This is a genomic window from Gordonia amicalis, from assembly GCF_022059885.1.
Taxonomy (GTDB): Bacteria; Actinomycetota; Actinomycetes; order Mycobacteriales; family Mycobacteriaceae; genus Gordonia; species Gordonia amicalis.
This window is the reverse complement of sequence record NZ_CP091855.1, coordinates 2,687,380-2,707,689: the sequence shown is the minus strand read 5'-3', so window position 1 is coordinate 2,707,689 and position 20,310 is coordinate 2,687,380. Positions and strand designations below refer to the sequence as shown.

At 69.0% G+C, this 20,310-nt stretch carries 22 protein-coding genes; 7 read left to right on the top strand and 15 right to left on the bottom strand.

What is annotated here, in order from left to right; translation table 11 throughout:
* The first annotated feature begins 41 nt into the window (after positions 1 to 41).
* On the top strand, positions 42 to 470 hold the full coding sequence (locus IHQ52_RS12515) for a hypothetical protein (protein ID WP_006437898.1): 429 nt from the start codon (positions 42 to 44) through the stop codon (positions 468 to 470).
* Entirely contained in the window at positions 467 to 817 is a 351-nt protein-coding gene (locus IHQ52_RS12510) for a DUF3817 domain-containing protein (protein ID WP_006437897.1), read from the top strand. The genes IHQ52_RS12515 and IHQ52_RS12510 overlap by 4 nt, the downstream gene beginning before the upstream one ends.
* On the opposite strand, the gene rdgB is transcribed toward IHQ52_RS12510, so the two are convergent.
* From rdgB to clpS, 11 genes are all read right to left on the bottom strand, one after another.
* Positions 807 to 1,427: an RdgB/HAM1 family non-canonical purine NTP pyrophosphatase gene (rdgB, locus tag IHQ52_RS12505; RefSeq protein ID WP_006437896.1), complete on the bottom strand. Its 621-nt coding sequence runs from the start codon at positions 1,425 to 1,427 to the stop codon at positions 807 to 809. The genes IHQ52_RS12510 and rdgB overlap by 11 nt on opposite strands.
* Complete coding sequence (rph, locus tag IHQ52_RS12500; protein WP_006437895.1) at positions 1,427 to 2,182, bottom strand: ribonuclease PH; 756 nt, start codon at positions 2,180 to 2,182, stop codon at positions 1,427 to 1,429. The genes rdgB and rph overlap by 1 nt, the downstream gene beginning before the upstream one ends.
* 72 nt (positions 2,183 to 2,254) lie before the next feature.
* Positions 2,255 to 3,019 carry a cyclic nucleotide-degrading phosphodiesterase gene (locus IHQ52_RS12495; RefSeq protein ID WP_238063495.1) on the bottom strand — a complete coding sequence of 255 codons (765 nt, stop codon included), beginning with the start codon at positions 3,017 to 3,019 and terminating at the stop codon, positions 2,255 to 2,257.
* An 80-nt stretch (positions 3,020 to 3,099) separates the two neighbouring features.
* A complete protein-coding gene (murI, locus tag IHQ52_RS12490; RefSeq protein WP_006437893.1) occupies positions 3,100 to 3,828 on the bottom strand; it encodes a glutamate racemase in 729 nt (242 codons plus the stop codon).
* A 98-nt stretch (positions 3,829 to 3,926) separates the two neighbouring features.
* Entirely contained in the window at positions 3,927 to 4,559 is a 633-nt protein-coding gene (locus IHQ52_RS12485) for a rhomboid family intramembrane serine protease (protein ID WP_024498172.1), read from the bottom strand.
* Between the two features lie 52 nt (positions 4,560 to 4,611).
* Positions 4,612 to 5,583, bottom strand: coding sequence for a PLP-dependent cysteine synthase family protein (locus IHQ52_RS12480; protein ID WP_238063493.1), 972 nt, complete (start codon positions 5,581 to 5,583; stop codon positions 4,612 to 4,614).
* Between the two features lie 2 nt (positions 5,584 to 5,585).
* Complete coding sequence (locus IHQ52_RS12475) at positions 5,586 to 5,876, bottom strand: MoaD/ThiS family protein (RefSeq protein WP_006437890.1); 291 nt, start codon at positions 5,874 to 5,876, stop codon at positions 5,586 to 5,588.
* A 2-nt stretch (positions 5,877 to 5,878) separates the two neighbouring features.
* Entirely contained in the window at positions 5,879 to 6,286 is a 408-nt protein-coding gene (locus tag IHQ52_RS12470) for a M67 family metallopeptidase (RefSeq protein ID WP_006437889.1), read from the bottom strand.
* 164 nt (positions 6,287 to 6,450) lie between these two features.
* Positions 6,451 to 7,560 carry a P1 family peptidase gene (locus IHQ52_RS12465; RefSeq protein ID WP_182154673.1) on the bottom strand — a complete coding sequence of 370 codons (1,110 nt, stop codon included), beginning with the start codon at positions 7,558 to 7,560 and terminating at the stop codon, positions 6,451 to 6,453.
* Positions 7,561 to 7,649: 89 nt separating this feature from the next.
* Positions 7,650 to 8,225: an oxidative stress transcriptional regulator AosR gene (gene aosR, locus IHQ52_RS12460; protein ID WP_006437887.1), complete on the bottom strand. Its 576-nt coding sequence runs from the start codon at positions 8,223 to 8,225 to the stop codon at positions 7,650 to 7,652.
* 80 nt (positions 8,226 to 8,305) lie between these two features.
* The gene (gene clpS / locus IHQ52_RS12455) at positions 8,306 to 8,629 is read right to left on the bottom strand and encodes an ATP-dependent Clp protease adapter ClpS (RefSeq protein WP_006437886.1); all 324 of its coding nucleotides are present in this window, start codon (positions 8,627 to 8,629) and stop codon (positions 8,306 to 8,308) included.
* Between the two features lie 21 nt (positions 8,630 to 8,650).
* Between clpS and IHQ52_RS12450 the strand changes: the two genes are divergently transcribed.
* The 5 genes from IHQ52_RS12450 (at position 8,651) to glgB (ending at position 17,233) form a co-directional block, all read left to right on the top strand.
* On the top strand, positions 8,651 to 9,958 hold the full coding sequence (locus tag IHQ52_RS12450; protein ID WP_182154675.1) for a nicotinate phosphoribosyltransferase: 1,308 nt from the start codon (positions 8,651 to 8,653) through the stop codon (positions 9,956 to 9,958).
* 35 nt (positions 9,959 to 9,993) lie between these two features.
* Complete coding sequence (locus IHQ52_RS12445; protein WP_006437884.1) at positions 9,994 to 10,605, top strand: isochorismatase family protein; 612 nt, start codon at positions 9,994 to 9,996, stop codon at positions 10,603 to 10,605.
* A gap of 88 nt (positions 10,606 to 10,693) precedes the next feature.
* Positions 10,694 to 12,802 carry an ATP-dependent DNA helicase gene (locus IHQ52_RS12440; RefSeq protein ID WP_182154677.1) on the top strand — a complete coding sequence of 703 codons (2,109 nt, stop codon included), beginning with the start codon at positions 10,694 to 10,696 and terminating at the stop codon, positions 12,800 to 12,802.
* Positions 12,803 to 12,954: 152 nt separating this feature from the next.
* The gene (locus IHQ52_RS12435; protein ID WP_006437882.1) at positions 12,955 to 14,955 is read left to right on the top strand and encodes a maltotransferase domain-containing protein; all 2,001 of its coding nucleotides are present in this window, start codon (positions 12,955 to 12,957) and stop codon (positions 14,953 to 14,955) included.
* A 7-nt stretch (positions 14,956 to 14,962) separates the two neighbouring features.
* A complete protein-coding gene (gene glgB / locus IHQ52_RS12430) occupies positions 14,963 to 17,233 on the top strand; it encodes a 1,4-alpha-glucan branching protein GlgB (protein WP_374978468.1) in 2,271 nt (756 codons plus the stop codon).
* A gap of 78 nt (positions 17,234 to 17,311) precedes the next feature.
* Here glgB and IHQ52_RS12425 read toward each other — a convergent pair whose 3' ends face one another.
* The 4 genes from IHQ52_RS12425 to IHQ52_RS12410 are packed head-to-tail and all read right to left on the bottom strand — an operon-like array spanning position 17,312 to position 20,307.
* The gene (locus IHQ52_RS12425; RefSeq protein WP_006437880.1) at positions 17,312 to 18,271 is read right to left on the bottom strand and encodes a tetratricopeptide repeat protein; all 960 of its coding nucleotides are present in this window, start codon (positions 18,269 to 18,271) and stop codon (positions 17,312 to 17,314) included.
* 59 nt (positions 18,272 to 18,330) lie between these two features.
* Positions 18,331 to 19,581, bottom strand: a complete 1,251-nt coding sequence (locus IHQ52_RS12420) for an MFS transporter (RefSeq protein ID WP_182154679.1) — start codon at positions 19,579 to 19,581, stop codon at positions 18,331 to 18,333.
* Positions 19,582 to 19,896 (bottom strand): thiamine-binding protein, encoded by a 315-nt coding sequence (locus IHQ52_RS12415; RefSeq protein WP_006437878.1) that lies wholly within the window; start codon positions 19,894 to 19,896, stop codon positions 19,582 to 19,584. It abuts the gene before it with no gap.
* 15 nt (positions 19,897 to 19,911) lie between these two features.
* Positions 19,912 to 20,307, bottom strand: a complete 396-nt coding sequence (locus IHQ52_RS12410; protein WP_024499500.1) for a DUF3817 domain-containing protein — start codon at positions 20,305 to 20,307, stop codon at positions 19,912 to 19,914.
* Between the last annotated feature and the right edge of the window lie 3 nt (positions 20,308 to 20,310).

The window sequence follows — 20,310 nt, the reverse complement described above, 5'->3', positions numbered from 1 at the left end:
GGCCGCGTTCTGATCATCGCAGGCCAGGTACCTTGAAAGGTATGTCCTCGTCCCCCCGTCGCACGCACCGGCCTGCTCTCGTGGTGCTGACCGTGGTCGCCGCGGCGGCGTGTCTGATCCTCGCCTGGTGGCAGTGGTCGCGCTTCGAGTCGTCATCCGGCAGCGGCCAGAACCTCGGTTACGCCTTGCAGTGGCCCGCCTTCGCGATCGCCGTGATCTACGCCTACCGACGCTTCGTCGTCCTCGAGAGCGACCCGGAGGAAGCACGTAAGGCCGCGGCGGACGCGCGTGCCGCGGCCGAGATCCCCGAGGGCATCCTCCCCGAGCGCCCGACCACGCCGAGCGCGTCGTCTCTGGCGACCGACCACGATCCGGTCAAGGACGCAGCGCTCATCGAATACAACCGCTATCTGGCCGAGCTCAGATCGGCCGACACCACCGACGCCCCGTCATCGAAAGGCCCGCAGTGACCGAGACCGCATCCACCGCTTCTGCCCGCACCGCCCCGGTGGAGAAGGTCCGTGGGGCCCTGTTGAGGTACCGCGTCCTGGCCTGGATCACCGGCGTCTGGCTGCTGCTGCTCGTCGCCGAACTGATCCTGGCGTACGGCTTCGACAACAAGGCGCTCGACTTCGTGCCGATCGTCCACGGATGGGTCTACTTCGTCTACCTGATCATGGCGGTCGACCTGGCGATCAAGGTGCGTTGGCCCGCGGGCAAGACGATCATCACCGCGATCGCCGGCACCATCCCGTTCCTGTCGTTCTGGTTCGAGCACAAGCGCACCCGGGAAGTGAAGGCGCAGTTCAACCTCTAGCGGCCAGCTCCCGCAGGGCGGGCACCAGCTGTGCCAGTGCTTTGCCGCGGTGACTCAGCGAGTCCTTCTCCTCCGGGGTGAGTTCGGCCGACGACCGGCCCGCCGCCGGCTCGTCATCGGGCGCGAACAGCGGGTCGTAGCCGAAACCGTTCGGTCCGCGCTCGGCCCGCAGCACCCGCCCGCGCCACTCCCCGCGCACGACCGTCTCGGTCCCGTCCGGCAGCACCAGCGCGCATGCCGACACGAACGCCGCACCGCGTCGTTCGTCCGGGGTGTCCGACAGCTGGGCCAGTAGCAGGGCATTGTTGGCATGGTCGTCGCCGTGCCTGCCCGACCAGCGCGCCGACAGCACCCCGGGCATACCGTTCAGCGCGTCCACCGAGATCCCGGAATCGTCCGCGAGACAGGGCAACCCGGTGGCGCGCACGCCCGAGCGTGCTTTGATCAGCGCGTTCTCCTCGAAGGTCGCACCGTCCTCGGGTTCCTCGGGGTACTCGGGCACATCGTCGAGACCGAGGATCTGCAGTCCGGTGATCCCCGCGGCGTCGACGACGCGCTGCAGTTCGGCGAGCTTCTTGCGGTTACGGCTCGCGAGCAGGACCTTCGACATCAGGCGTTGCCCGGAAGCTGACCCGGGTACGGCTCGGCGAGCACCGCACGCTGCGCCTCGAAGAGCTTCTGTGTGCCGACCGCGGCGACGTCGAGGAGCGCATCGAGCGTCGACCGTGCGAAGGTCGCCCCCTCTCCGGTGCCCTGCACCTCGACGAGGGTACCGGCGTCGGTGGCGACGACGTTCATGTCGACCTCGGCCCGCGAGTCTTCTTCGTAGGGCAGGTCCAGGCGGACACGGCCGTCGACGACACCCACGCTCACCGCGGCGATGGCACACGAAAGCGGTTGGGGGTCAGACAGTTTGCCGGCTGCCCGGAGGTAGGTGACGGCGTCGGCGAGAGCCACGTAGGCACCGGTGATCGCGGCGGTGCGGGTGCCGCCGTCGGCCTGCAGGACGTCGCAGTCGAGGGCGATGGTGTTCTCCCCCAGGGCGGCGAGATCGATGCAGGCCCGCAGGGACCGCCCGACGAGTCGGCTGATCTCGTGGGTCCGGCCGCCGATCGAGCCCTTGACCGATTCGCGCTTGTTCCGCTCGTGCGTCGCCGCCGGGAGCATCGAGTACTCGGCGGTCAGCCAGCCCAGTCCCGATCCGCGGCGCCACGGCGGCACGCCCTCGGTCACGCTCGCGGTGCACATCACGCGGGTCTGCCCGAACTCCACCAGCACCGATCCCGCGGGATGGCTGGTGAAGCCGCGGGTGAAGGAGATGGGACGCAGTTCGTCGTCGGCTCGGCCGTCAGCTCGTGTGGTCACGGGTCCAACTGTAACGACCACGGTCGGACGCCTCATGACCCACTCGACTGTGACCCACTGACGCAGGGCGCCCTAGAGCAGGTCGATGACCTGTCCCTGCCGGACCAGATCGACCGGCCCGAAGAACGTACGGCGCGCCTCGGCGAGGATCTCCGCCGAATCCGTCCACGGCGCCACGTGAGTGATCGCCAGCGCCCGCACATTCGCCTTCGTCGCGGCCTCCCCCGCCTCGATCCCCGACAGATGGAGATCCGGTGGGCGTTCCGATGGCGAGTGCGTCCACGACGCCTCGCACAGGAACAGGTCGGCGTCGGCGGCGAGGTCGATGAGTTCGTCGCAGGGAGCGGTGTCACCGCTGTAGGCGATGACCTGACCCTCCGGCCCGGTGATGCGCAGCCCGAATGTGGACGGGGGGTGGTTGACGTTCATCGCCTTGATCCGCATGCCCCCGAGGGTCACCTCGAGACCGTCGTGCCACTCCTGGACGTCGAAGGTGTCGGTGATGTCGTCGACCTGGCCGGGATACTCCGACGAGCCGTAACCGATCCGTAGCGCGGTGCCCGGTGGGCCGTAGAGAGGCGCACGTTCCTTCGCCGGCGACGGTGCATAGCGTCGCCAGACGAGCATCGCCGGCAGGTCCAGACAATGGTCGGCGTGCAGGTGGCTGAGCACCACCGCGACGCTGTTCGGATCGGTGACCCGCTGCAGCTCGCCGAACACCCCCGGTCCGCAGTCCAGCAGCACCGGCTGCTCGCCGGGGACGGAGAGCAGGTAGCCCGAGCACGCCGCCCCCGGACCGCCCACACTGCCCGAACATCCGAGGACCGTGAGACGCATACGCCCTACTGTGCCATGCCCGCGCCTTCTGCTGTCGGGTTACCGGGTCACAAGTGAGCCGCGAAGATTGCCCGAGTCGGCTAAAGGTGCTGCACGGCACCGACGACCGGCCCGAGGAACCGTCGCGACAATCTCGCGAACATCTCCGGGTCGCCGGTCGCCTGGAATACGCGCGACGCCTCCCGGCCGGTGTGCGGATGCAGCAGGTCTTTCTCGGTGAGGACGCGGAAGAGGTCCTTGGCCGTCTCCTCGGCGCTGGACACCAGCGTCACCTCGTCGCCCATCGCGAGCTGCAGGACCCCGGTCAGCAGCGGGTAGTGGGTGCAGCCGAGTACGACCGTGTCGACGCCGGCCTGCTGGAGGGGTTCGAGGTAGCCCTGCGCCAGACCCAGGATCTGCCGCCCGCTGGTGATCCCGCGTTCGACGAAGTCGACGAAGCGCGGGCAGGGTACGGCGGTGATCACCGCGTCACGGGCGGCGGCGAACGAATCCTCGTATGCGCGTGAGGCGATCGTCGCCTCGGTGCCGAGCACACCGATCCGGCCGTTCTTGGTGGCGACCACCGCACGACGCACCGCGGGGAGCACGACCTCGATCACCGGGATCGGCGCGTATCGCTCACGCGCGTCGCGTAGGCATGCGGCCGATGCGGTGTTGCAGGCGATGACGATCGCCTTGACACCCCGCTCGGCCAGATCGTCGCCGATCGCGAGGGCGTGCTTGCGGATCTCGGGGATCGTCAGCGGCCCGTATGGGCCGTTCGCGGTGTCGCCGATGTAGACGATGTCCTCGTCGGGCAGCAGGTCCATGATGGCGCGGGCGACGGTCAGACCGCCTACGCCGGAGTCGAAGATCCCGATGGGTGCCTCGGGATCGGCGGCCCAGACGGGCGCCGTGGGTTGTGCGGCTATGACGCCACCCCCGGGGTCACGGTGCGCTGCCGCTTCTTGCGGTCACGCGCGGCGAGGAACCAGGCGGCGAGCACGCCGGCGATCGCGCCGAACAGATGCGCCTGCCACGAGACGAGCGGATTCGTCGGCAGCACGCCCCAGAGGATCGAGCCGTAGATCAGGAAAAGCACCACGCCGCCGAGGATCTGCCACAGGTCGCGGTTGAACAGTCCGCGCACGACGAGGAAGGTGAGCCAGCCGAAGATGATGCCCGACGCGCCCACGGTGATCGAGTAGGGCGCGGCGAAGAGCCACACTCCCAGACCGGAGATCACCCAGATGATGCCGGTGACGACGAGGAACCGCTGGGTCATCAGCACCAGGAAACAGAGCACCGCCCCGGGCATGAGGTTGGCGAACAGGTGCTCCCAGTCGGCGTGCAGCATCGGCGCCCAGAGGATGCCGTCGAGTCCGTCGACCTGGCGGGGCTCGATCCCGTTGGAGTCGAGGTCGTACCGGGTGGCCGCGTCGATCAGCTCGATGACGAACAGCGCCGCGATGATGCACACGGTGGTGATCAACGAACGCAACCAGAGCGGGCGGGAGCGCCGCTGCGGCTCCTGCCCGACCGGTGAGGTGTACGACGTCATGGCCATTTTCTCTTCGGGTCTCGACTCTTGTGGATGGCGTCCCGGGGGCCGGTCACGCCCAGAGCTGACCTTCGAGTGCCTGCTCCGCGTCGTCCAGGCTACCTTCGTAGACCCCGGTCGACAGATACTTCCACCCCGCGTCGGGCACCACGAAGCCGATGTCGGCGCGCGAGCCCTCCTTCATGGCCCGCCGGCCGATACCGCGCGCGGCCTGCAGGATCGCGCCGGTGGAGATGCCCGCGAAGATTCCCTCGAGGTCGATCAGTTCACGCACCCGGGCGACCGCGTCGACGCCGGTGACCGAGAACCGGCGCGTCAACACCGATTCGTCGTAGAGCTCCGGGATGAATCCCTCGTCGATGTTGCGCAGGCCGTACACCTCGTCGCCGTAGCGGGGTTCGGCCGCGACGATCTCGATCTCCGGATTGCGTTCACGCAGAAAGCGTCCGACGCCCATCAGCGTCCCGGTGGTGCCCAGTCCCGCGACGAAGTGGGTGATCTCCGGGAGGTCGGCGAAGAGCTCCGGGCCGGTCCCCTCGTAGTGGGCGGCGATGTTCGCGACGTTGCCGTACTGGTACAGCATCACCCAGTCGGGGTTCTCCGATGCCAGCTTCTTGGCCACGGCCACCGCGGTGTTCGATCCGCCCGCGGCCGGCGAGGAGATCATCTTCGCGCCGAACATGCGCAACAGCGACCGACGCTCCTCGGAGGTGTTCTCGGGCATCACGCAGATCAGTTGGTAGCCCTTGAGTTTCGCGGCCATCGCCAGCGAGATCCCGGTGTTGCCACTGGTGGGTTCGAGGATCGTCGAACCCTCGTGCAGCAGCCCGTCGCGTTCGGCCTGCTCGATCATGCGCAGCGCGGGGCGGTCCTTGATGGAGCCGGTCGGGTTGCGGTCCTCGAGTTTGGCCCAGAGTCGCACGTGGGGCCCGTCGGCCGAGTCGTCCCAGCGCGGGGACAGCCGCGGGAGGCCGATCAGCGGGGTGTTGCCGACCGAGTCGATGAGCGAGTCGTAGCGGGTCACGCTCAGCAGCCGCCGGCGACCGCGGGCAGGATGGTCACCTCGTCACCGTCGTCGATGGAGGTGTCGAGACCACCGGAGAACCGGACGTCCTCGTCGTTGACGTAGATGTTGACGAAGCGGTGCAGTTTCGCGGTGCCGTTCTCAGCCGGGGCGACGAGTCGCTCCTTGAGCCCGGGGTTGCCCGACTCCAGGTCGTCGATCAGCGTGGCGAGCGTCGTCCCGGACCCCTCGACGCGCTTGGCGCCGTTGGTGTGGGTCCGCAGGATCGTCGGGATGGACACGGTGACGGGCATATTCAGCTCCTGATCTCGATCTCTTCTTCGGTGACCGTGCCGTCGACGATGCGATAGCTACGGATCTCGGCGGTCTCCGGGTCCCGGGTGGACACCAGCACATAGTGCGCGCCGGGCTCGCCGGCGTAGGAGATGTCGGTGCGGCTCGGGTAGGCCTCGGTCGCGGTGTGCGAGTGGTAGATCACCACCGGTTCCTCGTCGCGACGGTCCATCTCGCGCCACACGGACAGCTGCTCGGCCGAATCGAACCGGTAGAACGTGGGCGACCGTTCCGCGTTGATCATCGGGATGAATCGCTGCGGGTCCTCGGAACCCTCCGGCCCCGCGATCACCCCGCACGCCTCGTCCGGATGATCGGCGCGCGCATGCGCGACCATCGCGTCGACGAGTTCCTGATCGATCTTGAGCATCGGTGTCCCGTTCTCCTTCGCAGACGCGGGCCCCGGTGGGCAGGGCACGGAGGGGTCGGCGACAGGTCGTCGCACATGTCCCGAGAGGGAACGCCGCGGCGCGAACGCCTATTCCGCATTCACCTATGACCGGTGTCACCGTCGGTGAGTCCGGGGCGGGCCGTTCAGACGAACGCCGACGGCGCAGCCTGCGCGTAGGTGGGGATGGACGCCACCGTCTCGGCGGCGAGTACGGCGTCGACGATGGCTCGCTGAACGACGCCGGCCGCGCATCGGCAGATCTCGGCGATGACCGCCGCGTCCGGATGCATGCCGGGCGGTGAGGCGAACGCCGGGTCGATCGACTCCGGCCGCACCGCACCGGTGGAGACGGCGAAGATGGTGTCGCCGTCGAGCGGTGAGTGGGCCGGGCGGATGGCGCGGCCGAGACCGTCGTGGCCGGCCATGGCGATTCGCTGGGTCATCGCGGCATCGAGTGCGGCATCGGTGGCGACGACTCCGATCGTCGTGTTGAGCACGGTGTGTTTCTCCGCGAGGTCGGCCAGCCGTGCGATGTCGCCGGCCTCCGGACGCCTCAGGCCCAGGCGGTCGAGGTCATCCTCACCGAGATCCCACGGCAGGCCGCTCTGCGGGTCGATGACGGCGCCGACCGGGTTGGCGACCATCAGCGCGCCGACGGTGACACCTGCGGCCGGACCCGTCGGGATCGTCACCGATGCGCTGCCCACACCACCTTTCAGCGCGCCGGCACGTGCACCGGCGCCGGCCCCCACACTGCCGACCGCGAAATCGGCACCGGCGGCGCGGACCGCCTCGGCGCCGAAGTCGGCGTCGGGCCGGTGATCCCACGCGCCGACCGGGAGATCGAAGATGACCGCGGCCGGCACGATGGGCACCAAATGTCCCCGGGTGTCCATCGGCAGCCCGACCCCCTCGGCCTCGAGGGCGCGCATCGCGCCGTCGGCGGTTGCGAGACCGTAGGCGCTGCCGCCGCTGAGCACGATGGCGTGCGCGGTCTGCACGGTGTTCGACGGATCGAGGAGGTCGGTCTCACGGGTGCCCGGACCACCGCCCCGCACGTCGACGGCGGCGATTGCAGCGGATCCCGAGATCCGCACGACCGTCGTCCCGGTCGCCCAGCCGTGGCCGTCGGGTGTGTCGGCGGTACCGGAGACCTGCGCGTCGGCGTCGACACGATGACGGTGCCCGACGGTGATCCCGGCGACGTCGGTGATGCGGTCGCCCGGGCGGGCGGGTCGTCCGATGGTGGTCACGTACACCTCTGCTCTCATCTGTCCCGACCCGCAGCACGGAGAACTCGGACAAAGCTCCCGAATGGAGCGGTGTCACCGTGGATCGTAGGTCACATCACCGCTTCGACGAGCAGATCCTGCATCACCGTCAGCCAGTGATAGACGCCGAGATGCGCGGCGTGCGGATGATCGGGCGGCAACCGGTCGGGGGTGTCCTCGGAGATCCCGAGCATCGCCCCGAGGGCGAGGCGGACGTCGTTGAGGGCGGTCAGCCAGGCGGTCGCCTGCTCGACGGTGAGTGCGAGGTCGCCGCCCCCGTCGGGCAGGGTGTCGAGAAGAACCTGCGCCGCAGCGAGTTTGGCGTCGATGATCTTCGGCTCGTTGACGCTGCGCAGCGCCGAGTTGAGGCGACCGTTCACCACCTCGGCGGAGAGTTCCCGGTCCTGATCGGGGCGATGGAAGTCCGGCAGGAGACGCCCGAGCGTGGCGTCGTCGGGTGTGTCGGCATGGCCGACCCGGATACCGGTGACGTCCGACAGCGCATCGCGCGGTGCGGTGTCGGCGCGTTCGGTGAGCAGCTCGCACATCGAGGAGACCAGCGACGCGAGCAGCTCGACCTCGTGCGCGTCGAGCTGGGAGGTGATCCGAATCGACGCGCCGCGGCCCTTGCGTTTCCAGGTGCGCACGCTTCAGTGTCTCCCCACCGTCGACCCCGTCAGCACCGTCGAACCCGGTCCGCGCTCGGGCGGCAGAAATGCGAACCCGGTCATGAATCGCGCTGCATGGTGGCCCACAGGCCGGCCGCGTGCAGTTTGCGCACGTCACCCTCGACCTTGTCGCGGTCGCCGCTGGAGACCACGGCCTTGCCCTCGGTGTGCACCTGCATCATCAACTGATTGGCACGTGACTCCGAGTAGCCGAAGATCTTCTGGAAGACGAAGGTCACATACCGCATCAGATTGACGGGATCGTCCCACACGACGGTCATCCAGGGTTTGTCGAGATCCGCCGCGCCGTCCGCCACCGCGGGTTCGGCAACCGCGGTACCGCCGGGGGTAGCCTCGTGCGCACGAGTTTCGTCAGGCGCCATGGAGACAAGGGTAACGCGACAGTGAGCATCGACAACACCGCGCTGCTGACCGATCAGTACGAACTGACCATGGTCGCAGCGGCTCTCCGCCACCCGGTCGCACACCGGTCGTGCGTGTTCGAGGTGTTCGCCCGACGACTCCCCGACGGCCGCCGGTACGGCGTCGTCGCGGGCACCGGACGCGTCCTCGCCGAGCTCGCCGAGTTCCGTTTCGGCGACGAGGAGATCGCCGTCGTGGAGAAGTTCCTCGACGCCGAGACCGTCGCGTGGCTGCGCGACTACCGGTTCTCCGGGGACATCGACGGCTACCGCGAGGGCGAGCTCTACTTCCCCGGCTCTCCGATCCTCACCGTCCGTGCGCCCTTCGCCGAGGCCGTACTGCTCGAGACGCTGATCCTGTCGATCCTCAACCACGACAGCGCGATCGCCTCGGCCGCCGCCCGGATGGTCAGCGCCGCCGGGTCCCGGCCGATCATCGAGATGGGTTCCCGACGCACCCACGAGCGCGCCGCGGTCGCGAGCGCCCGTGCCGCGTACCTGGCCGGCGTCGCCGCGACGTCGAATCTCGAGGCGAACCGCCGTTTCGGCGTCCCCAGCGCGGGAACCGCCGCGCACGCCTTCACCCTCGGCTTCTCCGGACCGGACGGTCCCGACGAGAAGGCCGCGTTCACCGCACAGATCGAGGCGCTCGGCGTCGGCACCACCTTGCTGGTGGACACCTACGACATCACCCAGGGCGTGCGCAACGCCATCGAGGTCGCCGGCCCCGGACTCGGTGCGGTTCGCATCGACTCCGGAGATCTCGGCGTGCTCGCCCGGCAGGTACGCACGCAACTCGACGACCTCGGCGCCACCGACACCAAGATCGTGGTGTCCGGCGACCTCGACGAGTACGCGATAGCCTCGCTGCGCGCCGAACCGGTCGACACCTACGGCGTCGGGACCTCGCTGGTCACCGGCAGCGGTGCACCGACCGCGGGCATGGTCTACAAGCTCGTCGAGGTCGACGGGCTTGCCGTCGCGAAGCGGTCGAGCCACAAGGAGTCGCGTGGCGGAGCGAAGGCGGCGGTGCGAGCCGCACGTGCCAGTGGGACGATCGTGGAAGAGATCGTCTACCGTGCCGAGGGACCACGCCCCGACGCCGAGGGCGGTCTCCAACTGCGGGACCTGCAGATTCCGCTGGTTCGCGGCGGGGAGCCGGTGGCATCGCTGCCTTCGCTGACCGACGCGCGCGCCCATCTCGCCGCAGGGCTGGTGAGCCTGCCGTGGGAGGGCCTCGGCCTCTCGCACGGGGACCCGGCGGTGCCGACCCGATACCAGCTCCGCTGACGAGCAACACGATTCGATCCGCCAGGGGGTAGCAGATGAACAGCGAACGCAGCGACGGCACCAAACCGGCCGACGCCTTGGTCGTCGTCGACGTCCAGAACGACTTCTGTGAGGGCGGTTCCCTCGCGGTCAACGGTGGTGCGGCGGTGGCCCGGGCGATCACCAAGATCCTCGACGAGTACCGGACGGTCGTCGCGACACGCGATCACCACATCGATCCGGGTGATCACTTCTCCGACGAACCCGACTACGTCGACACCTGGCCGCCGCATTGCGTGGTCGGCACCGACGGCGTTGCCTTCCACCCCGAATTCGATTCCACCGCAGCGCGAGAGACATTCTCGAAAGGTGAGTACGCCGCTGCGTACTCCGGCTTCGAGGGTGTCACGGACGACGGCACGAGCCTCGAACAGTGGCTGCGCGACCACAAGATCTCCAGCATCGACATCGCGGGACTGACCACCGATCACTGTGTCCGCGCGACGGCACTCGATGCGGTGGCGGCCGGATTCACGACGCGGGTGCTGCTCAATTTCACCGCGGGCGTCGGGGCGGCGACCACCTCCGACGCACTGAAGAGCATGCGCGAGGCGGGGGTCGAGCTGGTGGGCGACCTGCTCTACGACGGCTCGAGCGGCACGGGTTAGTCCCGAGGGAACCGTCGAGCCCGCGGATCCGTCTGAAACTCACACACCCCATCTCGCACCATCTCGAACGAGGACCCCGGAACACCACATGCCGAACACTCCCCCGGTGACCGAACTGCTCGACACCGCGGTCTCCGCGCTCGGCGGTCGTCGCCGTGACGGTCAGGTAGCCATGGCCTCGGCCGTCGCACACGCCATCGACACCGGCGAACATCTCGCCGTACAGGCCGGGACCGGCACCGGAAAGTCGCTGGCGTACCTCGTGCCGGCCATCCGCCATGCGGTCGAGACCGGACGGACCGTGGTGGTGTCGACGGCGACGATCGCCCTGCAGCGGCAGCTGATCGAGCGTGACCTCCCCCGTCTCGCCGGCGCCCTCGCGAAGCCCGTCGGCCGCAAACCCACCTTCGCGATCCTCAAAGGTCGCGGAAACTACTTGTGCCTCAACAAGATCCATTCGGGGGCCGCCGACGAGCCGGACACCGAGCTGTTCGATCCGTTCGAGTTGTCCCGCACCGGACGCGAGGTCACCCGGCTGCGCGAGTGGAGCAGCGACACCGAGACCGGTGACCGCGACGACCTCGTGCCCGGTGTCGCCGACCGCGCCTGGCGACAGGTCAGTGTGTCCGCGCGTGAATGCCTCGGTGCCGCCAACTGTTCCTACGGCGAGGACTGCTTCGCCGAACAGGCCCGCCGCCAGTCCGGCAAGGTCGACGTGGTGGTCACCAACCACGCCCTGCTGGCGATCGACGCGACGAGCCCGGCCAACGTTCTGCCCGAGCACGACGTCGTGATCATCGACGAGGCCCACGAACTCGTCGACCGGATGACCTCGGTGGCGACCGACGAACTGTCGGCGGCCTCGATCACCCTCGTCTCCCGGCGCGTCGGCAAACTCGTCGACGAGGAGACCGCCGACGCCCTCCTCGGTGCCGGTGAGCAACTCGGGGAACTCCTGGAGACGGCGCCGAAGACACAGTGGACGCAGCTGCCGCCCGACGCCACGTCCGTTCTGGTGATGCTGCGTGACCGGTTGTGGCAGACCCGGACCGCGATCGGCCCGGTGCGCGCGCCCGGTGCCGGCGACGACGGCGCGGCCGCCGCACGGTCGGCGGCCCTCACCTCGCTCGACGACATGCACGACACGGTCGTCCGCGTCCTCGGCGCCTTCGACGAACCCGACGAGTCCAAACGCCGCGACGTGGTGTGGGTCGGCCTCGACACCTCCCGACGCGGCGCCGAACCCCGTCCGGTGCTGCACATCGCGCCGCTGTCGGTCGGCGGGCTGCTCCGCGCGTCGCTGTTCGCCAATTCGACGGTCGTCCTGACCTCCGCGACCCTGACCATCGGCGGTTCCTTCGACGCCCTTGCCGCGACCTGGGGTCTACCCGCCTCCGGGCGGGGCACCGACCGTCCCGCCGCCGACGAGCCGGGCGACGAACCGGGCCCCGACCCGACGGCCGCCCGCAACGTCACGGCCAGTGGCAAGGCGGTTCCCTCCGATTCGGGTTCGGCGCGCTGGACGGGTCTCGACGCGGGCTCCCCGTTCGACTATCCGAAGTCGGCGATCCTCTACGTGGCCCGGCACCTGCCCCGGCCCGATCGCTCGGGTATCGCTCCGCGGACGATGGACGAGATCGCCCAGCTCGTGGATGCCGCCGGCGGGCGCACGCTGGGGCTGTTCTCGTCGATGCGCGCTGCCCGCGAGGCGGCCGAGGCGATCCGGGAGCGCTGCGAGTACCCGGTGCTGTGTCAGGGCGACGACACCACCTCGACCCTCGTCAGACGCTTCGCCGAGGATCCCGAGACCTGCCTGTTCGGCACACTGTCGCTCTGGCAGGGCGTCGACGTGCCGGGGCCGTCGCTGAGCCTCGTGCTCATCGACCGTATTCCGTTCCCCCGCCCTGACGATCCGCTGCTGACCGCGCGGCAGCGCGCGGTCGACGCCCGGGGCGGCAACGGCTTCTTGTCCGTGGCGGCGAATCATGCCGCGCTGCTGCTCGCGCAGGGCGCCGGCCGACTGCTGCGTTCGGTCGACGACCGTGGCGTCGTCGCGGTGCTCGACTCCCGGCTGGCGACGGCCGGATACGGGGGCTACCTACTCGCCTCGCTGCCTCCGATGTGGCGGACCACCGATCCCGCCGTCGTCCGGTCCGCCCTCAGCCGGCTCACCGCCGCACCGCGTCCGGTGGGCTGAGCACGCCCGACGCGAGACGACCGGCACGGCGACCGTGTACGACGAGACAATCGCCCACGCGGGGCACTAGGTTGGGTAGCGGTGATTCCAACGCAGGCGAGACCGACAACGCACCCTGACCAATCGCGGGAGCTGACGAGAGGAGGCTTCGAGTGATCGGGCGCATGGGTATCGATGACATCGCACCCCTGGTCTCGGCCGGGCAGCAGCCCGCGAAAGCCGTTGTGGGAGAGTTCTTCCCGATCAGCACCACGGCGTGGCGCGAAGGGCACGACGCGATCGGCGTCACGCTCCATGTCGAGGCACCGCGTCGCGGCGTCCTCGACATCCGGATGACCCCGTCACCCGAACCGGACACCTTCAACGCGGCGTTCGTCCCCGACGCGGTCGGATTCTGGTCGTATCGCATCGAGGCCTGGAGCGATCCGTACACCACCTGGCGTTCGGCGGTCACCAAGAAGCTCGACGCCGGTCAGGGCGCCGCCGACCTCGCCAACGACCTGGAGACCGGCGCCCGCATCCTCACCCGCGCCGCCGAGGACATCGCCGACGAGTACCGCGAACTCCTGCTCGACGCCGCGCGTCTGCTCCGCGCACGACGCCGCCGGGTCGAGAACCGGGTGAGTCTGGCGATCTCCGAGGAGGTCGTCGAACTGCTCCACGACAATCCCGTCCGGGAACTGGTCACCAAGAGTCGCACCTACCGCGTGTGGGTGGACCGAACCCGCGCCCTCTTCGGGTCCTGGTACGAGTTCTTCCCCCGCTCCACCGGCGGTTGGGACGGCGAGGGCAACCCGGTGCACGGCACCTTCCTCACCGCCGCCGAGGACCTCCCGCGGATCGCCGGGATGGGCTTCGACGTCGTCTACCTCCCGCCGATCCACCCGATCGGCGAGGTCAATCGCAAGGGGCGCAACAACACCCTGGTCGCCGGTCCCGACGACGTCGGCTCGCCGTGGGCCATCGGGTCGAAGGACGGCGGCCACGACGCGATCCACCCGCAGCTGGGCTCCGAGGAGGACTTCGAGTACTTCGTCGGGCGGGCGCGTGAGCTGGGACTGGAGGTCGCCCTCGACCTCGCACTGCAGTGCGCACCCGACCATCCCTGGGCGACCGAACACCCCGACTGGTTCATCATCCAGCCCGACGGCACGATCGCCTACGCGGAGAACCCGCCGAAGAAGTACCAGGACATCTACCCGCTGAACTTCGACGAGGACCGCAACGGCATCTATCGGGCCGTGCTGCAGGTGGTCCTGCACTGGGTCGGCCTCGGCGTGAACATCTTCCGCGTCGACAACCCGCACACCAAGCCGCCGAACTTCTGGGAGTGGCTGATCGTCGAGGTCAAGAAGCGGAACCCGGACGTGCTGTTCCTGTCCGAGTCGTTCACCCGCCCGGCTCGTCTGTACGGTCTCGCCCGCCTCGGATTCACCCAGTCCTACACGTACTTCACGTGGAAGACGGCCAAGTGGGAACTCGAGCAGTTCGGCCGCGAACTGGCCGATCATGCCGATGAGGCGCGTCCCAACCTGTTCGTCAACACCCCCGACATCCTGCACGCCAGCCTGCAGCACGGCGGCCCGGGCATGTTCGCACTCCGCGCTGCCCTGGCCGCGACCCTGGCCCCGACCTGGGGCGTCTACAGCGGCTACGAACTCTACGAACACGTCGCGGTCGCCGAGGGCAGCGAGGAATACCAGGACTCCGAGAAGTACGAGCTGCGTCCCCGCGACTACAAGGCGGCGACGAGCCGCGGTGAGTCGCTGGAACCGTGGATCACCTCGCTCAACGAGATCCGCCGTCGGCATCCGGCGCTGCAGCAACTGCGGAACATCCACTTCCACCACGTCGAGAACCCATCGCTGATCGCCTATTCGAAGATCGATCCGGTCTCGGGCGACCGCGTCGTGGTGGTGGTCAACCTCAACCCGTTCGCCGCCGAGGACTCCACCGTCTGGCTCGACCTGCCCACACTCGGATTCGAGTGGTACGACCACTTCCCGGTCCGCGACGAGGTCACCGGGGAGGAGTACTGGTGGGGACAGGACAACTACGTCCGGCTGGAGCCGTGGCGCGCGGTCGCCCACATCCTGGCCCTCCCGCCGCTCGACCCCGCCACCGCAGCGCGACTCGCCTACCGAATCCAGTGAGGTGCCCGTGACCGATCGTCGAGATCCCGAGTCCCCCACGACCCCCGGCACCGCCGCCCCGGGAACACCCCTCGCCGCCGGGTCCCTCCCCGCCCCCGAGGCGTCCGATCACGACCTGCGCCGGCTCGACGCGCTGACCCATCCCGACCCGCATGCGTTCCTCGGGGCGCACGACGCCCCGGGCGGCAGCACGATCCTGCGCACACTACGACCCGACGCCCTGTCGGTGTCGGCGGTCATCGGCGGCGTCGACCATCCCATGACCCGCCAGACCGACGACCTGTGGGTCGTCACGGTGCCGATCGCCGACCTGATGGACTACCGCTACCGGATCGTCTACCCCGACGGTGCGGGCGGCACCGCCGAGTTCGTCGTCGCCGACGGCTATCGATTCCTGCCGAGCCTCGGCGACATCGACATCCACCTGTTCAGCGAGGGCCGGCACGAGACGCTGTGGGAGGCCCTCGGGGCCCGCGTCGTCTCGTACACGACCGCCGACGGCGAGGTCTCCGGCACCGCGTTCTCGGTCTGGGCGCCCAACGCCCACGGCGTGGCCGTCATCGGGGATTTCGACCGGTGGACCGGCCGCGTGGCCCCCATGCGCAAGGTCGGGGTCAGCGGTGTCTGGGAAGTGTTCATCCCCGACGTCGGCGACGGCGCGCACTACAAGTTCCGGGTGCACGGCGCCGACGGCGTGATCCGTGACAAGGCCGATCCGATGGCTTACCGGACCACACCCCCACCGTCGACGGCGTCGGTCGTCACGCGATCGCAGCACGTCTGGTCCGACGACGCCTGGATCGCGCGCCGGGAGCGCTCCGCGCCCGAGCGCGAACCGATGAGCATCTACGAGGTGCACCTGGCGTCGTGGCGTCAGGGCCTGGGCTACCGCGAACTCGCCCACCAGCTCGCCGATTACGTCGTGGAGAAGGGCTTCACGCACGTCGAGTTCCTCCCGGTGGCCGAGCATCCCTTCGGCGGTTCGTGGGGCTACCAGGTGACGTCGTACTACGCGCCGACCGCCCGGTTCGGTACCCCCGACGACTTCCGGTACCTCGTCGACCATCTGCATTCGCGCGGGATCGCGGTGATCGTCGACTGGGTGCCCGCGCACTTCCCGAAGGACGAGTGGGCTCTCGCCCGCTTCGACGGCACCCCGCTCTACGAGCACGCCGACCCGATGCGCGGCGAGCAACTCGACTGGGGCACCTACGTCTTCGATTTCGGACGCCACGAGGTACGCAATTTCCTCGTCGCCAACGCATTGTTCTGGTTCGGCGAGTTCCACATCGACGGACTGCGCGTCGACGCCGTCGCCTCGATGCTGTATCTGGACTACTCACGTCCCGACGGGCAGTGGCGGCCCAACATCCACGGTGGCCGCGAGAACCTCGAAGCGGTGCAGTTCCTGCAGGAGACCAACGCGACGGTGCACAAACACTTCCCCGGCGTCATCACCGTCGCCGAGGAATCCACCGCGTGGCCGGGCGTCACCCGGATGACCGATCTCGGCGGCCTCGGTTTCAGCTTCAAATGGAACATGGGCTGGATGCACGACAGCCTCGACTACCTGTCGCGGGATCAGGTGCACCGAAGCTTCCATCACCACGAGATCACCTTCTCGCTGATGTACGCATGGAGCGAGAACTTCGTGCTGCCGCTGTCGCACGACGAGGTGGTCCACGGCAAGGGCACGCTCTGGACGCGTATGCCGGGCGATTCGTTCACCAAGGCGGCCGGCGCCCGCGTGTACCTCGCGTACATGTGGTCGCATCCCGGCAAACAGCTGCTGTTCATGGGCCAGGAGTTCGGTCAGACCGGCGAATGGGCCGACAACCGGAGCCTCGACTGGCACCAGCTCGAGGGCTGGGAGGGCGAACTGCACTCCGGCATATCGGCGCTGGTCACCGACCTCAACCGGATCTACCGGTCATCCCCCGCGCTCTACACGCAGGACATCACCCCCCTCGGCTACGAGTGGATCGACGCCAACGACACCGCGAACAACGTGATCAGCTTCCTGCGGTTCGGGGAGGACGGATCGGTTGTCGCCTGCATCTTCAACTTCTCCGGGTCGGACCGGGTCGACTACCATATCGGGCTGCCGCAGGGCGGGGTGTGGGAGGAGATCCTCAACACCGACGCCGACGCCTACAGCGGCGCGGGCAAGGGGAACCTGGGAGCGGTGACCGCCGACGGGCCGTCGTATCACGGACGCCCCGCCTCGGCGCGGGTCATGTTGCCGGCCAATTCCGCCATCTGGCTCGCTCCCCGCTAACGCGCACACCCACCCTTTTTCGGCAAAGTCACCACCCCGGAGGGTGCTGGATTTGCCGAAAAAGGGTGGGTGTGCGGATCAGTAGAGCGCGCTCGCCAGCTTCCGTCGAGCAGTCACGACGAAGGGCTCCGCCGGGTCGAAGAGCTCGAACAGTTCCAGCAGCCGTGTCCGGGCCCGGGTGCGTTCCTCGCCGTTGGTGACCCGGACGACGTCGATGATCCGGTCGAAGGCCGCCTCGGGCTGCTGGGACAGCAGCAGGACGTCTGCGGCCGCGAGCTGTGCGTCGACGTCGCGCGGGGACGCGGTCTCGACGATGTTCGGGTCGTGGGCCTGCGCGCGCAGGATGAACTCGAGGTTCCGTGCCGCCGACGCCGCCTCGACGTTCTCGGGTTCGGCTTCGGCGACGGCGCGATATGCGGCAAGTGCCCCGTCGAAGTCGCCGTCGTTGAGCTTCTCCTCGGCGGCGATCATGCGCGGATCGGACTGCTCCGGCTCGGGGGCCGCAGCACCCGCGGGTGCGTCCGGGAGCGCGTTGCCGACCTGGGCGAAGATCTCGTCGATCCAGCTGGTGATCTCGGCCTCGGAACGGACGCCGTTGAACGCGGTGACCGGCTGCCCCTGCACGATCGCGACGACCATCGGGATCGACTGCACCCGGAACGCCTGCGCGATACGGGGATTCGCGTCGACGTCGACCTTGGCGAGCACCCAGCGACCGCCGGACTGCGCGGCGAGGCGTTCGAGGACCGGCGACAGCTGCTTGCACGGCCCGCACCATTCGGCCCAGAGGTCGACGACGACGAGCTGCTGCATCGACCGGTTGAGGACCTCGGCCTCGAAGGTCTCCTCGGTGACGTCGATGACGCTCGCACCGGATGCCACGGGCGGCGCACCGGGAGGCGGTGTCCCGGGTTGGGCACCGTCGGATCGATCGGACTGGGCCGGGTCTCGCTGTGCCTGCGCGCGCTGGGCTTGGGCGCGTTGAGCTTCGGCCCGGTCCTTGATCCCGCCGAGATCGACGGCACCGGTCATGGCCATGGCGGCAGCAGCCTGCTGACGGGCCGCCGCGGCGGCCTGCTGACGATTGGTTGGTCGCGTCACCCCTCTAGTGTGGCACGACCACCCGGGTGCGACGACCGAGGTTCGCCCAGCGCGGACACCGGTCGTTGCGGCGGACGGACGACCCCGGCGAGGCACACGGCGAGCAGCAGCGCGGCCAGTGCCGCGAGCAGGCCGGTGTTCAGAGATGTTCGGCTGCTGATGAACCCGACGACGGCGGGTCCGGCGAGCATTCCCAGGTATCCGCAACCGACCACGATCGAGATCGTCCGGCCACCCGCGGAGTCGGTGAGATTTCCCGCAGCGGTGAAGATCTGCGGGATGAGCCCGGCGAGTCCGACACCGAAGACCGCCCAGCCGACCACGGCGAGCGCAGGCACCGGCGAGACGATCGCGATCGCCATGCCGACGATGCCGACGAGTGCGCCGACCCGCACCACGCGGACCGCACCCACCGAGGCGACCACCGGATCGATGACGAATCGCGAGACCGTCATGGTCGCGCTGAAGGCGCCGAAGGCGATCGCTCCGATCGCCTCACCGGTCCCGTAGCTCTCGACGACGTGCAGGGCGCTCCAGTCGTAGGCGGTGCCCTCGGCGAGCATGAGCCCGAAGGCGACGATCGCGAGCAGGACGAGCCGTCGCCGGTCGATGCCGTCCCACCACGTCGATCCCGACGACGAACCAGACGAGTTGTTCGTCGACGTCGTCGGCCTCTCGTCGCGCCCGGCGAGACCGCGCGCGACCGCGGCGACGACCACCAATCCGGCGACGGCGGCACACGCGACGGTCGGCACGACCCCGACGTCGGCCCACAGCGTCGCCGCCACCACCCCGGAGCCGACGAGGCTCCCCGAGGAGAACCATCCGTGGAACGACGACATGATCGGCCGGCGGTAGGCACGCTCGACGGCCACCGCCTGGGCGTTCATCGACACGTCCAGGCACCCGTTGGCGAAACCGAAGGCCGCGAGGGCGGCGCCGAGAGTGAGCGTGTCGACGGCCAGCACCGGGGTGACGATGACGGCCGCGAGCACAACCGCAGCGGCGACGGTGAGCGGCCGGGAACCCCAGCGGTCGATCAGCGGACCGCACACCTGCATGCCGACGAAAGCGGAGCCGCCCAGGAGCAGCAACAGGCCGCCCAGTTCGTCGTGGCCGACGCCGGTGCGGTCGCTGATGACCGGGATGTGCGCCACCCACATGGCGGCGAGAAAGCCGTTGAGGGCGAAGATCGAGGCGACCGCCCGCCGGGATCGGCGAGGTTCGGTCGTCTGGGGCACCTGCACTCAGGCGCCCGAACCCAGGTGGCGTTCCACCCGTTCGACCTTGCCGGTCAGTTCGTCGGTGTGGCCGGGACGGATGTCGGCCTTGAGCACGAGGCCGACGCGCGGCGCATGGGCGGCGACGGCCTCGGCAGCGGCCTTGACCACCGCCATCACCTCGTCCCAGTCGCCCTCGAGATAGGTGAACATCGAGGTGGTCTGGTGCGAGAGTCCAGAGGCCCGCACCACCTCGACGGCGGCCGCGACCGCCGCACTCATCCCGCCGTCGGCGTCGACGGCGGTTCCGCCCGAGGGCGTGAGGCTGAATGCGACGATCAATGGATCACGTCCGGATCAGGCGGTCGCCTGCTGGGGTGACCGGCCGGCCGAGAGTTCGGCGAGGTGGCCGTTGCGCTTGGCCCACCACTCGAAGACGATCGTGCCGAAGGGCGGGACGCTCGATGCGAGCGCCAGCAGCGTCACGATGGGGATCCCGATGCGGCGTCCGCCCAGGGGCAGTTCCCACTTCACGGCATTCCACTTGAGCTGGAACGCCGTGATCAAGGCGACGATCACGAAGATCACGAAGACGGCGCCGTGGGTGGCGCCGGGCAGCGCGATGGCCTCGGGGTCGTCGTTGACACGTTTGAGGATCATCCCGACGATCAGCCACGCCCAGGTGATGGCTTCCGCCACGGCGACGAAGCGGAAGCGCTTGGCGGGTGTGGTCAGGTCGAAGAAAGACAGCATGTT